General features: G+C 37.7%; 13 protein-coding genes. All 13 read left to right on the forward strand.

The features are described 5' to 3' along the window. The first annotated feature begins 55 nt into the window (after positions 1-55). The 13 genes from E0H99_RS14180 (at position 56) to E0H99_RS14240 (ending at position 14573) form a co-directional block, all read left to right on the forward strand. Positions 56-820, forward strand: a complete 765-nt coding sequence (locus tag E0H99_RS14180) for an SDR family NAD(P)-dependent oxidoreductase (protein ID WP_131996903.1) — start codon at positions 56-58, stop codon at positions 818-820. Positions 821-911: 91 nt separating this feature from the next. Next, on the forward strand, positions 912-1649 hold the full coding sequence (locus E0H99_RS14185) for a (Fe-S)-binding protein (protein ID WP_131996906.1): 738 nt from the start codon (positions 912-914) through the stop codon (positions 1647-1649). A gap of 109 nt (positions 1650-1758) precedes the next feature. Then, positions 1759-3135 (forward strand): lactate utilization protein B, encoded by a 1377-nt coding sequence (locus E0H99_RS14190; RefSeq protein ID WP_131996908.1) that lies wholly within the window; start codon positions 1759-1761, stop codon positions 3133-3135. Between the two features lie 13 nt (positions 3136-3148). Then, positions 3149-3733 carry a lactate utilization protein C gene (locus tag E0H99_RS14195; protein ID WP_131996911.1) on the forward strand — a complete coding sequence of 195 codons (585 nt, stop codon included), beginning with the start codon at positions 3149-3151 and terminating at the stop codon, positions 3731-3733. Positions 3734-3768: 35 nt separating this feature from the next. Continuing rightward, a complete protein-coding gene (locus E0H99_RS14200) occupies positions 3769-5274 on the forward strand; it encodes an alpha-L-fucosidase (protein WP_131996914.1) in 1506 nt (501 codons plus the stop codon). 5 nt (positions 5275-5279) lie between these two features. Continuing rightward, complete coding sequence (locus tag E0H99_RS14205) at positions 5280-7661, forward strand: family 20 glycosylhydrolase (protein ID WP_165930306.1); 2382 nt, start codon at positions 5280-5282, stop codon at positions 7659-7661. Positions 7662-7717: 56 nt separating this feature from the next. Continuing rightward, positions 7718-9049: an alpha-L-fucosidase gene (locus E0H99_RS14210; RefSeq protein WP_131996920.1), complete on the forward strand. Its 1332-nt coding sequence runs from the start codon at positions 7718-7720 to the stop codon at positions 9047-9049. A 9-nt stretch (positions 9050-9058) separates the two neighbouring features. Further along, a complete protein-coding gene (locus E0H99_RS14215; RefSeq protein WP_131996923.1) occupies positions 9059-9910 on the forward strand; it encodes a fumarylacetoacetate hydrolase family protein in 852 nt (283 codons plus the stop codon). A gap of 7 nt (positions 9911-9917) precedes the next feature. Next, complete coding sequence (locus E0H99_RS14220) at positions 9918-10256, forward strand: L-rhamnose mutarotase (protein ID WP_131996926.1); 339 nt, start codon at positions 9918-9920, stop codon at positions 10254-10256. Further along, positions 10253-11080, forward strand: a complete 828-nt coding sequence (locus E0H99_RS14225; protein ID WP_131996929.1) for an amidohydrolase family protein — start codon at positions 10253-10255, stop codon at positions 11078-11080. The genes E0H99_RS14220 and E0H99_RS14225 overlap by 4 nt, the downstream gene beginning before the upstream one ends. A gap of 10 nt (positions 11081-11090) precedes the next feature. After that, positions 11091-11870 (forward strand): SDR family oxidoreductase, encoded by a 780-nt coding sequence (locus tag E0H99_RS14230; protein WP_131996932.1) that lies wholly within the window; start codon positions 11091-11093, stop codon positions 11868-11870. A 44-nt stretch (positions 11871-11914) separates the two neighbouring features. Beyond that, on the forward strand, positions 11915-13375 hold the full coding sequence (locus E0H99_RS14235; RefSeq protein WP_131996935.1) for an alpha-L-fucosidase: 1461 nt from the start codon (positions 11915-11917) through the stop codon (positions 13373-13375). Positions 13376-13667: 292 nt separating this feature from the next. Continuing rightward, on the forward strand, positions 13668-14573 hold the full coding sequence (locus E0H99_RS14240; protein ID WP_131996938.1) for a metallophosphoesterase family protein: 906 nt from the start codon (positions 13668-13670) through the stop codon (positions 14571-14573). The last annotated feature ends 360 nt before the right edge of the window (positions 14574-14933 follow it).

The raw sequence follows: 14933 nt of genomic DNA on the forward strand, positions 1-14933 counted from the left end.
AGCAATAGGTAAAAGTAAAAAGTGTAATAATCTAAAGATCTAAAAATCTAATAATATGTTTTCATTACAAGATAAAAAAGCGGTAATTACCGGAGGTGGTAGCGGAATAGGAAAAGCAATTGCTGCTTTATTTGCAAAACAAGGTGCCGAAGTGCATATTGTAGAATTAACCGAAGAAAGCGCTAAAACAGCTGTTGACGAAATAAAGGCAAATGGTGGAAAAGTGTTTTCACATGCCTGTAATGTGGCCAAACAGCAAGAAGTATTAACGACATTCGAAAAAATAGGGAATTTTAATATTCTGGTAAACAATGCAGGAATTGCTCATGTTGGCAAAGTAGATACTACTCCTGAAGCTGATTTTGACCGTATTATGAATGTGAATGTAAAAGGGGTTTACAATTGTTTGCATGCTGCCATTCCACACTTTAGGAATTCAGGCGGAGGGGTTATTTTGAATATGGCTTCTATCGCGGCTTGGGTTGGGATTCCGGACCGTTTTGCTTATTCTACCGCAAAAGGTGCTGTAATGGCGATGACTTTGTCTGTTGCCAAGGACTATATTAACGAAAATATCCGTTGTAATTCTATTTCTCCGGCTCGAGTACATACGCCGTTTGTGGATGGATTTATTTCTAAAAATTATCCGGATAATCAAGCCGAAATGTTTGATAAATTATCTAAATCACAACCTATCGGACGTATGGGAAAACCAGAAGAAATTGCTGCATTGGCATTGTTCCTTTGCAGTGATGAATCAGGTTTTATTACAGGTTCTGATTATCCTATTGATGGTGGTTTTATAAAATTAAATAATTAATTGAAATGATCATAACCGATAATTGGTCGCAAACACTAATGATGATATGTGAATTACATATTACCGATAAAAAAACAATAAATATCAACATATGAAAGTAGCCTTATTCATACCCTGTTATATCGACCAGTTTTATCCACAGGTAGGAATTGCTACATTACAATTATTAGAAAAACTTGGATGTAATGTTTCATTTCCTTTGCAGCAAACCTGCTGTGGTCAGCCTATGGCCAACAGTGGTTTTGCCAGTTTAAGTAAAGGCTGCGATGTCAATTTTGTTGAAAATTTTTCAGGGTTTGATTATATTGTGGCTCCTTCGGGAAGTTGTGTTTTGCATGTAAAAGAACATTTACGGGATGAGAAGCGTCCTGAAGTGGCTCAAAAAATACGTATCGGAATTTATGAGCTCACCGAGTTTTTAACCGATATTTTGAAAGTAGAAAACATCAATGCCAGTTTTCCTTACAAAGTAGGTTTGCACAACAGTTGTCATGGTCAAAGAGGATTACAACTTTCTTCGATGACCGAAAGAATGTTGCCAGAATTTTCTAAACCAGAACAATTGCTCAGCATGGTGAAAGGTATTCAATTAAGTAAGCCAAAACGCAACGATGAATGCTGTGGTTTTGGTGGGACTTTTTGTGTTTCCGAAGAAGCGGTAAGTGTAAAAATGGGTAAGGATAGAATAAAAGAGCATGATGCAAACGAAGTTGAGTACATCACAGGTGGCGATACCAGTTGCCTGATGCATTTGGAAGGAATTCTGAAAAGACAGGGAAGCAAGGTAAAAACCATTCATATTGCTGAGATATTGAATAGCGGATTATAATGAAGTTGGAAATTAGAGAATAAAGAAAAGAGAATACAGAAAAACTAAACGAATAAAACTCCGTCCAGTCTCCCTCTCCTTCGGAGAGGGCCGGAGAGAGGAAAATATTATGAAAGCAACTCATGCAACATTAGCGGAAAAATTTATAGCTGACGAGCCAAGAACCGACTGGCACGACGAGACCCTGTGGTTTGTTCGTGAGAAGCGGGATAAGGCCGCGCATGGTTTGCCGGAATGGGAGCAACTAAGGGAATGGGGTTCACAGATAAAAAACCACACGCTCTCCAATCTCTCTGATTATTTAAAAGAATTTGAAGAAAAGGCTACCGCCAATGGAATAAAAGTACATTGGGCAGCTGATGGAGACGAGCACAATAAAATCATTCACGAGATTATCCGCAAACACAATATTCAAAAAATTGTGAAGAGCAAAAGCATGCTCACCGAAGAATGTCATTTGAATGAATATTTACAGGAGCATGGTATTGAGGTAGTCGATACGGATCTGGGAGAACGCATTGTTCAATTCAGAAAAGAACCGCCAAGTCATATTGTATTACCTGCTATTCACTTAAAAAAAGAAGATGTAAGCGCCACTTTTCATGAGTATTTACACACAGAAAAAGGAAATAACGATCCACAATATTTAACCGAAGCCGCAAGACAACACTTACGAGATAAGTTTGTTCAGTCACAATTGGCGATTACCGGTGTCAACTTTGCCGTTGCCGAAACGGGCGGTTTTGTGGTTTGCACCAATGAAGGAAATGCCGATATGGGCGCACATACAGCTCCCGTACATATTGCCTGCATGGGGTTTGAAAAAATTATTCCAAAGGCAGAACATCTTTCGGTATTCCTGCGTTTGTTGGCAAGAAGTGCTACCGGACAACCGATAACCACTTATTCGAGCCATTTCCAGAAACCAAGACCCAATCAGGAAATGCATATTGTAATTGTTGATAATGGTCGCAGCCGACAATTGGGTCGGGAAGATTTCAGGAATTCGTTAAAATGTATCCGTTGTGCCGCTTGTTTCAATACTTGTCCGGTATACCGTCGTAGCGGAGGGCATAGTTATCATACCGCTGTGGCAGGACCTATTGGTTCTATTTTGAATCCAAATTTGGATATGAAAGCCAACGCTGATTTGCCATTTGCATCAACCTTATGTGGCAGTTGCACCAATGTATGTCCCGTGAAAATCAATATCCATGAGCAGTTATGGAAATGGAGGCAAGTTATTGTTGCCGAAGGCTATGTTGCCACAAGCAAAAAAATAGGAATGAAAGGAATGGGCTTTTTATTGTCAAAACCAAAAGTGTATCGTTTCGCAGGGAAAATGGGAAGATGGATGATGCGAATAGTTCCTTTTGTGGCAAACAATAAATTAAATGTTTGGTACAAACAAAGAGAAATGCCAGAACCACCGAAGGAATCCTTCAGGGATTGGTATTTAAAAAACGGGAAAACGAACAAAAAATAAGCTACAGTTAAGCATGAGTGCAAGAGAAAAAATATTAAATGCCATAGCAATCAACCAACCGGAATTGACAGCACTTCCTGTGATGGATAGGAATGTACTAATTCGTTATGAGGATGTTTATGCGCAGTTTAAAAAGGTGCTGGAAAGTATTGGCGGTAAAGTGGAATTGATTCAGAACATAACGGAATTAAAAAATAAACTAATTGCTGATAAAGCAAGTGGCAATTTTGTTGTTAATGCCATAGCTGCCATTGGTGAAGTAGACAATCAAGTAGTTTCTTTTACGGCATCAGAATTAGAAAAAGTAGAGAGAGCCTATATTAGAGGAACCGTTGGTGTGGCCGAAAATGGCGCGGTATGGATTTATGAAAGTCAAATGGTAAACAGACTGTTGCCTTTTATTTGCCAGCATTTGATAATAGTAATTGATAAGGCAGCTATTGTGCCAACGATGCATCATGCTTACGATAGTGTTGATGTGGCACGAGAAGGTTTCGGTGCATTCATTGCCGGACCATCAAAAACAGCCGATATAGAACAGTCTTTGGTGATTGGGGCACACGGAGCAAGAAGTGCGACTATTTATGTTATTGAATAAAATTTTAATTTTTAAATAATTTAATAAAATATAAAATGAAAAGCAGAATAGAGTTAGTGTTTTTAATGACAATACTTACAACGGTAGGTTTTGCGCAAACAAAAAATTTTGCACCTGTCAATACCTCAATGTCAGACGAGGAATTAATAAAGATAGCGGCTACAATTACGCCTACGCCACAGCAATTACGTTGGCAGCGTTTGGAATTAACCGCATTTTTTCATTTCGGTATTAACACTTTTACCGGTCGTGAATGGGGAGAAGGAAAAGAAGATCCTAAATTATTTAACCCGACAGCATTAAACGCAAAACAATGGGTAAAGGCCTGTAAAGATGCAGGAATCAAGCAGGTTATTCTTACGGCAAAGCATCACGATGGTTTTTGTTTGTGGCCAAGCAAGTTTACGGAATATTCGGTTAAAAATAGCCCTTGGAAAGACGGGAAAGGGGATGTTGTAAAAGAAGTAGCCGATGCCTGTAAGGAATTGGGAGTAGGTTTTGGAGTGTATTTGTCACCTTGGGACATGAATAATGCTTCTTACGGAACTGAAGCATACAATGAGTTTTTTATCAATCAGTTAACGGAATTGCTTACCCAATATGGAAAAGTAGATGAGGTATGGTTTGATGGTGCCAATGGCGAAGGTCCTAACGGGAAAAAGCAGGTGTATGATTTTGAAAGATGGTATGCTCATATTCGAAAATTACAACCACAAGCGGTTATTGCGGTTTCTGGTCCTGATGTGCGTTGGGTAGGAACAGAAAGCGGGCACGGCCGTGAGGAAGAATGGAGTGTGGTGCCGGTTGGGAAAAAGAATAAATTTAACGAAGGTTCACAAACCAAAGCAGATACACCGCCAGCCGGAGATATGATGGGCAATGTTCTGGGAAGTCGCAGCCAATTAAGGGATGGAGATGCCTTAAAATGGTATCCTGCCGAAACAGATGTATCGATCCGTCCGGGTTGGTTTTATCATGAATCGGAAGATAAAAAAGTGAAAACACCAGAATATCTGAAAGAAATTTATTTTCATTCGGTGGGAAGAAATGGAGTTTTGTTATTGAATATCCCACCGGATAAAAGAGGATTGCTTACTGATTTTGACGTAGCCGCTTTGAAAACTTGGAGAGAGAAATTGGATAATATATTCAAAGTGAACCTTCTGAAAGGGGCAAAAGGAGTTGGGGCAGTTAAGAAAATAAAAACGTTGCTTGACGGGAATGACGCTACACATCTTTCATTTTCTATGAAAGGAAATGATAATGCAATTGAAATGAATTTGAAGGGAGAAAAAACATTTAATGTACTGTCGCTTCAGGAAAACATACGTATTGGACAAAGAGTAGAAAAATTTGTACTTGAATATTGGGATACTAACCAATGGAAAAAAGCAACTGAAGGAACCACAATTGGATTCAAACGTTTATTGGAGTTTCCATCTGTAACCGCATCTAAAGTAAGGTTACGTATTGTATCAGCCAGATTACAGCCAACATTGGCGGAGATGGGATTGTATTTTAACAAAGAAGAGAAAAAATAATGATTATGAATTTTAAACAACATTTGGTGTTGATGGGTTTTATTTTGGGGACCCTACAGGCATCAGCACAGTCCAAAATGACTAAGTCAGACTCGATTTACTTGGCGGAAAAAGTGGTGATGCAACCCTTTATTTCAAAAGGGACTTCAACTTATAAAATGCCAGTTATTCCTGAAGGATATAGCGTACAACTAATAGGATCAGATAATCTTTCGGTAATAAGTAAATCGGGAACTATTTTCACTCCGTTAAATAACATGACGGTTAATTTGTTGTTTAAAGCAATTAAAAAAAATGATGGCTCTTCTATGGAGATTCCTTATTCAGTAAAAGTAGAAGGAACTTACAATAATCAAGGAGAGAATGCAAAACCCTTTGTGATTCCTTCATTGAGAGAGTGGTATGGAGCTAAAGGTAATTTTGTATTGACAACTAAATCAAGAATTGTGATGGATGTAAAGTATGCATCGGTCCTTATGCAGGCGGCAAAAGTTTTTCAAAATGATTTGCTTGAACTATGCAAAATAAAGCCTGCTGTTCTTGTGGGTACTCCAAAAGCCGGCGATATTTTTATTTCTCTAAATGGTAATAAAGAGGAATTGGGAGCGGAAGGGTATTCTCTTTCGATAAAAGATTATATTTCTATCCAAGCGGCCGAATATAAGGGCGCTTTTTGGGGAACGCGTACCATTTTACAAATATTAGAAAAAGATGCACTACACCGTTCTTTGGCTAAGGGAATTTCAAGAGATTATCCTAAATATGAAGTAAGAGGTTTTCTGTTGGACGTTGGAAGAAAATATTTCAAAATTGATTTTTTACGGGATTATGTAAAGTTGATGTCCTATTATAAAATGGGTGATTTTCAAATACATCTAAGTGATAATGCATTTGTGAAACATTTCAACAATGACTGGGATAGCACCTATAGTGGTTTTAGACTAGAGAGTGAAACCTATCCGCAATTAGCTACGAAGGGAGAATTCTATACCAAAAAAGAATTTATTGACTTGCAATTGCTTGCCGAAAGTTATGGAATAAATATTATTCCTGAGATCGATGTGCCTGCCCATTCCTTGGCCATCTCAAAAGCATTCCCGCAAATTGCGAGTAAAGAATTTGGAAAAGACCATTTGGATATAAAAAATCCAGAAACCTATACCATCGTAGAAAACATATTTAAAGAATACTTGGAAGGAAAAAATCCGGTGTTTCGTTTTAAAGAAGTGCATATCGGAACCGATGAATATGCTAAAAAAGAGGCAGAGCCTTTTAGAAAGTTCACCGATCATTTTATAAAATACGTGCAAGGTTTTGGGAAAGAGGTACGGGTTTGGGGTGCTTTAACGCATGCCGATGGTACTACTCCCGTTACTTCAAAAGGTGTTAGCATGAATGCTTGGTACAATGGCTATGCGGACCCTTTGAAAATGAAGGAATTGGGTTATCCACTTATTAGCACGCCCGACGGTTTGCTTTATATTGTGCCTGCTGCGGGATATTACTATGATTATCTAAACCTGAAGCATTTATATGAAAAATGGGAACCGGTTGTCATTGGTAATGTGGTTTTCAAGATGGGAGATCCTTTTATAAGAGGAGGAATGTTTGCCGTATGGAATGATGTTGCCAAAAATGGAATTACCGCTCAGGATGTTACAGACAGAGTGTTTCCTGCAATTCAAGTGTTGAGTGAAAAAATGTGGACCGGTACAGATACGACGGTAAGTTTTAATGAGTTTTCCAGCAAAGCCAAAGCTACAAATGAAGGTCCGGGGCTGAATTTGAGAGGAAAAATGTACGCTAAAGATTCTCTAGTTGTAAATCTTCCGATGAAAGGGAATGATGAAATACGAAAACTAAATCATGCAAGCTATATAACTGATGGAAACAGAAAAGTATTAAGTTTTAAGAACAATGACAGTTATGTGAAACTACCGTACAACGAAATTGGATATGATTATACGGTTAGCTTTAAAATAAATCCTTCTGAAAATAATGATGCCAATGCTGTCCTTTTTCAATCGAATCATGCAACTGTAAAACTAAAACAAGGAAATACGTCTAACCTTGGTTTTTCTCACGAAGGAAAGGATTATGATTTTGGTGTTGCGATTCCTCAAAATGTGTGGAGTACGATTGCTATTACGGGAGATAATAATTCAACAACATTGTTTATGAATGGCAAATTGGTTAAAAAGCTCACGAGGGAAAAAATCCCAACAGGCTATAAAAACGACTCCATTTGGGTTATGAAAACATTATTCTTTCCTTTAAATACAATTGGTGACAGCAGCAATTCTTTTATTGGGAAAATTAAAGATTTGAAAGTATTCAATCAGATTTTATCGGAAACTCAGATTCAAGCGATAAAGGAAGAGGAGTAAATTACACGCCTAATTAAAGTTTCAAAAAATTATAACCTTCAAAAACTATAACCAATATGAGAAAATTATTATCGAGTTTGTTGTTTAGCTGCGTAACTACAATGGCTTTACAGGCGCAAATTTACACACCCTCTGCTGAAAATTTGGCGGCAAGAAAAGAATTCCAGGATATGAAATTAGGAATGTTCATCCATTGGGGGGCATCGAGCGTCTTGGGGGATGGGGAATGGGTAATGAATAACAAGAAAATCGGTGTAAAAGAATACGGTCGCTTGATCAATATATTTAATCCGCAAAACTTTGATGCCAAGAAATGGGTAGCTACCGCAAAGGCCGGTGGGATGAAATACATTACTTTTATCACCCGTCATCACGACAGTTTCAGTAACTGGGACACTAAACAATCTGACTGGAAAATAACCAATACACCTTACGGGAAAGATGCCTTGAAACAATTGGCTGATGAATGTCATAAAGAAGGAATTAAATTATTCTGTTATTATTCTTTGTTGGATTGGTACCGTAGCGATTATCAGTATGAAACAGGAAAAACTGGACAAGGAACTGGCAGGACTCAAAAGAGTGATTGGGAAAGTTACATCCGTTTTATGAAAGCACAATTGACGGAGTTGTTGACCAATTACGGGAAAATTGACGGAATTTGGTTTGACGGACATTGGGATCAATTGGATAATGACCATGACAAAACTTTACAGTCGAAAGTAAACTGGCATTATGATGAAATCTATAAACTGATTCATTCTTTGCAGCCGCAATGTTTAATTTCAAATAATCATCATTTGTTGCCAATTCCCGGGGAAGATTTTCAGGCGTTTGAAAAAGATTTACCTGGAGGGAATTCTACTGGTTTTGGAGGACAATCTATTTCGCAATTACCATTAGAAACCTGTGAAACCATGAATGATTCTTGGGGCTTTAATATTACGGATAAAAAATACAAATCGACCAAGGATTTAATCCATTATATGGTTAATGCAGCCAGTCTTAATGCTAATTTTCTGCTGAATGTTGGGCCAATGCCTGACGGAACCATTCAGCCTGAATTTGTTGAAACGCTAAAAGAAATGGGAGATTGGATGAAAATAAACGGCCAAAGTATTTATGGGACTAGAGGTGGTGTTACGAAAAAGCAAGAATGGGGTGTAGTTACTGCCAAAGACAAAATCTGGTATGCCCATATTATCAAAACGCCAAAAGATTACACTTCTATTTTTATTCCGGAAATGAAAAATAAAATAAAGAGTTGCAATTTATTAAACAGTAAAAAAGCATTAAAATTCAAACAGCAATCAGGAGGAGTGTTTGTACATTTGGATGGAGTACAAGTAGATCCTATTGACACAATTATAGAATTACAATTACAATAAATTTAGATTATGAAACTAATACGTTTTGGAGAAGCTGGTAAAGAAAAACCAGGAATTTTAATTGGAGAAAAAAGATTTGATGTTTCTTCAATTGTTACAGATTACAATGAAGCATTTTTTGAAGAAAATGGTTTAGAAAAATTAAAAGCAGCATTAGCAGGCAATCCATCATTACCGGAAGTAGATGCTTCTATACGTCTAGGTTCGCCAGTGGCAAGACCTTCTAAAATTATTTGCATTGGTTTGAATTATGTAGATCATTGTCTTGAAACAAATGCTCCAATTCCGGCTGAGCCAATTATCTTTTTTAAATCAACTACAGCATTGTGTGGGCCAAATGATAACCTTATCATACCAAAAGGAAGTGAAAAAACAGATTGGGAAATTGAGTTGGCTTTTGTAGTTGGTAAAAAAGCCAGTTATGTTGAAGAAGCTGATGCGATGGATTATGTAGCGGGTTATGCTTTGCTTAATGATTACAGCGAAAGAGCTTTTCAAATAGAGCGTGGAGGACAATGGGCAAAAGGAAAAGGATGTGATACATTTGCACCACTTGGACCCTTTTTGGCAACTCAGGATGAAATAGCAGACGTGAATAATATACCAATGTGGTTAACAGTTAACGGAAAAAAATTCCAAAACAGCAATACTTCTAATTTGGTATTCAAAATACCATTTTTAGTTCATTACCTAAGCCAGTTTATGACTTTGCTTCCAGGCGATATAATCAGTACGGGAACACCTCCGGGAGTAGGTTTAGGTATTAAACCAGAACCAATTTACATTAAGGCAGGTGATGTTATTGAGTTAGGTATGGAAGGATTGGGTTCAAGTAAACAAGTAGCAGTAGCTTATAAATAATAGTTTTATGGCAGCACAAAAATATTGTTTGGCTTTAGACTTAAAAGAAGATCCACAGTTGATGGCGGAGTACAAAGCGTATCATCAAGCCGTTTGGCCTGAAATTATAGAAAGTATCAAGGGTTCTGGGATTGAGGTGCTTGATATTTATTGTATCGGGAATCGTATGTTCATGATTATCGAAGGCAATGAAGATTTTTCTTTTGAAAAAAAATCAGCAATGGATGCCAATAATCCGAAAGTGCAGGAATGGGAAGAATTGATGTGGAAGTTTCAACAGGCGCTTCCATTTGCAAAGTCAGGAGAAAAATGGATGCTGATGGAAAAAATATTTGAATTGAAATGAGGATAGATAGTCATCAACATTTTTGGAATTACCATCCAGTAAAAGATGCTTGGATTAGTGATGAGATGAAAGTGATTCAGCGGGACTTTTTGCCCGCTGATTTACTGCCTTTGCTCGAAGCAAAATATATTGATGGTTGCGTCTCCGTTCAGGCTGACCAAAGTGAAGAAGAAACTCATTTTTTATTGCAATTGGCAAAAGAAAATGAGTTTATCAAAGGAGTTGTTGGCTGGATAGATTTAAGAGCAGAGAATCTGGAAGCAAGGTTGGAGTATTTCTCACAGTATAAAAAACTGAAAGGATTCCGACATATTGTTCAGGCAGAACCAGATGAAGATTTCCTTTTAGAGGAGGATTTTTGCATGGGAATATCAAAATTAGCAAAGTATAATTTTACCTATGATCTTTTGATTTTACCAAAACATTTGCCTTATGCCACTGCATTGGTAATACGCTTTCCTCAGCAATCTTTTGTAATAGATCATTTGGCAAAACCTGATTTCAAGCAGATCGATTTTGCCGTATGGAAAAAAGAGATTAGAGCAATAGCGGCTTGCCCAAATGTGATGTGTAAGGTTTCGGGTTTGGTAACTGAAGCGGATTGGAACAATTGGAGAGCAACCGATTTTACGTATTGTTTAGATGTGGTTACGGCGGCTTTTGGCGTCAATCGTTTGATGTTTGGCAGTGATTGGCCGGTGAGTTTGTTGGCAGCATCCTATGAGGAATCATGTGATATTGTAGAGGATTATTTTTCGAAATTTTCGAATGAGGAACAAGATAAACTCTGGGGTGGAAATGCAATAGAATTTTATCATTTATAAAAAAACGGAAATGAACTTAGATTTAAATAACAAAATAATTATCGTAACCGGAGGAGCCAAAGGAATAGGTTTTGGAATCTGCAAAGTGTTGGCTTCAGAGGGAGCAATCCCTTTTATCATCGGAAGAAGCGAAGAAGATAATAAGGCTGCCGTGAAAGAAATTGAGGCTGCGGGAGGAAAAGCGAAGGCCGTTGTTGCCGAATTGACAAACCCTCAAGACTGTGAAAGAGCCGTAAAACAAGTTGTGGCCGAATGTGGCCGCATCGACGGATTGATTAATAATGCGGGGGTAAACGATGGTGTTGGATTGGAAAACGGCAATTACGAATCTTTCATGGCTTCACTGCATAAAAATTTGGTGCATTATTATCTAATGGGGCATCATGCTTTGCCTGAATTGAAAAAATCAAAGGGAGCGATTGTAAATATAGGTTCTAAAACTGCCGAAACAGGTCAAGGAAACACCTCGGCCTATGCGGCTTCCAATGGAGGGAGAAATGCCTTGACCCGGGAATGGGCGGTGGAATTGTTGCCATACGGCATCCGCGTAAATGCGGTAATTGTAGCTGAGTGTTTTACGCCTTTGTATGAAACATGGATTAAAACATTTGATAATCCCGAGGAGAAATTAAAAGAAATCACGGATAAAATTCCGTTTGAAAAAAGAATGACCACTGCAGAAGAAATAGCTAATATGGTTGCTTTTCTTTTATCCGAAAGATCCAGCCATACAACGGGACAGTTGATTCATGTGGATGGCGGGTATACCCATTTGGATAGGGCGTTATAGAGAAATACCGAAAATGAATTTAATTATCCAATAAACCAATAGCGATGAAATCCACACATCAAATTCTTAGAAAGACAGTAATTTTTTTGTTGTTTTCTTTTATAACAATCAATCTTTCCGCTCAAGAAAAAGAATATTGTCCAGATCCGAATCCTGTTATTCAGCAAAGATTGGAGGAATGGAAAGATTTGAAATTTGGTCTGCTGATGCATTGGGGAACCTACAGCCAGTGGGGTATTGTGGAAAGTTGGAGTATTTGCCCGGAAGATCTTAGTTGGGCTACGGGCGGACAGAAACCAGGCGTGGCCGACAATTATAACGATTATGTAAATGCCTACGAGAATCTTAAAACGACTTTTAATCCGGTGAAATTTAATCCCGAAAAATGGGCGGCAGCTGCCAAGGATGCCGGAATGAAATACATGGTGTTTACCACCAAACATCACGACGGATTTTGCATGTTCGACAGTAAATATACCGACTATAAGATTACCGATAAAGGTTCTCCGTTTTCAACCAATCCGAGGAGTGATGTGACCAAAGAAATTTTTTCGGCTTTTAGGAAGGAGAATTTTTGGATCGGGGCTTATTTTTCCAAGCCCGACTGGCATAGTGATTATTATTGGTGGAAACAATTTCCGCCAAGCGACCGCAATGCTAACTATTCGATTCAGAAGTATCCTGAACAATGGAAAAAATTCGTTGACTTTACCCATAATCAAATTAATGAATTGGCGAGCAATTATGGCAAGCTTGATATTCTTTGGCTTGATGGCGGTTGGGTGCGTAAGAAAACAGATCTGGAAATAAAGGATGCATTATCGGAAGTTTCCGAAGGCAGTCGTTGGGCTCGTAATCCTCAAAGCCAGGATATCGATATGCTACGTTTGGTGAAAGAGGTTAGGGCAAAACAACCCAAGTTGATCGTTGTGGACAGAGCTGTCCCAGGAGAACAACAAAATTATCTTACCCCTGAACAGTATATACCGGATACCGGTTTGCCTTATCCATGGGAAACTTGCATGACTATGGGGAATAGTTGGAGTTATGTACCTAATGATGTTTACAAACCTGCAAACGAAATCATCGAGAAATTAGTTGACGTGGTAAGTAAAGGAGGAAACTATTTGTTGAATATTGGTCCGGGGCCAGATGGCGAGCTGGATCCGGTGGCTTACCAGCGTTTGAAAGAAATTGGAACTTGGATAAAAACAAATGGTGAGGCCATTTACGGCAGCCGAATGTTTACCGTTTTTGGGGAAGGCGAAAAGATTCGTTATACACAAACTAAAAATGGGGATACCAAATATATTTTCCTGTTCGATTTTCCAAAAGAAAAACAGCTGTTAACGAAAATCTCGTTTTCTAAAAACACAAAGTTGCAGCTATTGGGGAGTAAATCAAACCTTTCATGGAAACAAAAAGGAGATACCGTCGAGGTAAATGTTCCGGCTTCTCTTAAATCGGTTACAGACTATGTGTGGGTAATTAAAGTCTCTAATTAACAACTAATATGATGAATAATACCAAACGCTTTTTTAAATAATTTTATTTTAATATTAGAAATAAGCTAAAGTATTTTTTTAACCTGTTTGCTATGTTACTATAAGTTTAGCATAATACTTTACAAACTGGTAGGTACTGTTATGTGATTTGAAAAATATATTCTATTTTCGGAATCTATTTTTGAACGGGAATTTAATCAATTGATGCAAAAGAACGTTCGATGACTCCCAAAAAAGCAATATAGAATGTCATCAATTCCATATTTCGATAAAAAACAAATATTATCTACAAATGAAAAGAAGAGATTTATTAAAATATATTGGATTGACTGTTGGTGCCGCCGCATTGAGCGGAACAACATCAATTGTTTCTGCGGCGGAACAAAGGGATAAACGTAAAAGAGTATTGCGCATTGCGCATATCACCGATGTGCATATCCGACCGGAAGAAAATGCCCCCAACCGGTTTGTAAAATGTTTGGAAGAGATAAAAAAACATAAAGTCGATTTCTTCCTGAATGGAGGAGATACAATATTTGCAGCAGACTATGGTGATATAACCCGTGAGAGAGTAAATGAATTATGGAAGGTGTGGAACGAAACTACCAGAGGGATAAGCGGCTTTGAGATTCATAGTTGCCTCGGGAATCATGATATGTGGTGGGCTGCACCTGATAAACAGGATCCAATGTATGGAAAAGAGTATGTAGTGAAACAATTGGGAATTCCCAATCGGTATTACAGTTTTGATAAAAAAGGCTGGCATTTTGTAATATTGGACAGTAATAACGGCGGAGGTTCATTGGATGATGAACAACGTCTATGGTTGGAAAAGGATTTACAAGCTATTCCAGCCGGTACATCAGTTATTTGCATGAGCCATTATCCTATTCTTGCCGCATGTACCCATGTTGATGGAGGAAATCATACCGATTCAAAATATATCAGCGATCTTTTTTATAAACATAAGGACAAAAAAATTAACTGCTTTAGCGGGCATATTCATTTATTGGACAACGCCGTTTACAATAATGTACATTATTATTGTAATGGTGCCTTAAGTGGTTTTTGGTGGGAAGATGGAGACAAAGACTCGGCAGGGAAAACGTATTATAAACAAACGCCTCCAGGCTATGCTATTGTTGATTTGTTTGATGATGGTTCTGTTGACAATCAATATTTTCCGCATTCTTTTTAAATAATAAAAAATCATAAAAATAATTACACCTTTATCTTTATTGTTGGTAACGTATTATCTCAGGACTGACCTATTAACACAAAATAATGCTTCCTCAACAGATTTTAAAATGGGGGAGAATAATTTTCTCAGTTTGTAAAGTTTTACCAGAATGTTCTGAAGTTATTAAATGACAAAATCGCTCGTTTTTTTAGTATCTATTTTAGGAATGGTAATTAATGATTAAACAAGGATAATATCGCATTAATATAAAGATTGTAATCATTATATCTTTCGATTTCTAAAAAGACATAAATTTAGTAAAAAGACTGAGAGGATGGCTGGTGTATTTAAGTAGGGAATTAAATCATCTTTTTTAGT

It is taken from the genome of Flavobacterium sp. GT3P67 (assembly GCF_004349155.1).
GTDB classification, from domain to species: Bacteria; Bacteroidota; Bacteroidia; order Flavobacteriales; family Flavobacteriaceae; genus Flavobacterium; species Flavobacterium ranwuense.

Bases quoted from the DNA above. Each gene is read 5' to 3' on its own strand.
- E0H99_RS14220 (WP_131996926.1), top strand. From the start codon at position 9,918: ATGGCAGCACAAAAATATTGTTTGGCTTTAGACTTAAAAGAAGATCCA.
- E0H99_RS14210 (WP_131996920.1), top strand. From the start codon at position 7,718: ATGAGAAAATTATTATCGAGTTTGTTGTTTAGCTGCGTAACTACAATG.
- E0H99_RS14225 (WP_131996929.1), top strand. From the start codon at position 10,253: ATGAGGATAGATAGTCATCAACATTTTTGGAATTACCATCCAGTAAAA.
- E0H99_RS14180 (WP_131996903.1), top strand. From the start codon at position 56: ATGTTTTCATTACAAGATAAAAAAGCGGTAATTACCGGAGGTGGTAGC.
- E0H99_RS14230 (WP_131996932.1), top strand. From the start codon at position 11,091: ATGAACTTAGATTTAAATAACAAAATAATTATCGTAACCGGAGGAGCC.
- E0H99_RS14215 (WP_131996923.1), top strand. From the start codon at position 9,059: ATGAAACTAATACGTTTTGGAGAAGCTGGTAAAGAAAAACCAGGAATT.
- E0H99_RS14200 (WP_131996914.1), top strand. From the start codon at position 3,769: ATGAAAAGCAGAATAGAGTTAGTGTTTTTAATGACAATACTTACAACG.
- E0H99_RS14240 (WP_131996938.1), top strand. From the start codon at position 13,668: ATGAAAAGAAGAGATTTATTAAAATATATTGGATTGACTGTTGGTGCC.
- E0H99_RS14190 (WP_131996908.1), top strand. From the start codon at position 1,759: ATGAAAGCAACTCATGCAACATTAGCGGAAAAATTTATAGCTGACGAG.
- E0H99_RS14195 (WP_131996911.1), top strand. From the start codon at position 3,149: ATGAGTGCAAGAGAAAAAATATTAAATGCCATAGCAATCAACCAACCG.
- E0H99_RS14205 (WP_165930306.1), top strand. From the start codon at position 5,280: ATGAATTTTAAACAACATTTGGTGTTGATGGGTTTTATTTTGGGGACC.
- E0H99_RS14235 (WP_131996935.1), top strand. From the start codon at position 11,915: ATGAAATCCACACATCAAATTCTTAGAAAGACAGTAATTTTTTTGTTG.
- E0H99_RS14185 (WP_131996906.1), top strand. From the start codon at position 912: ATGAAAGTAGCCTTATTCATACCCTGTTATATCGACCAGTTTTATCCA.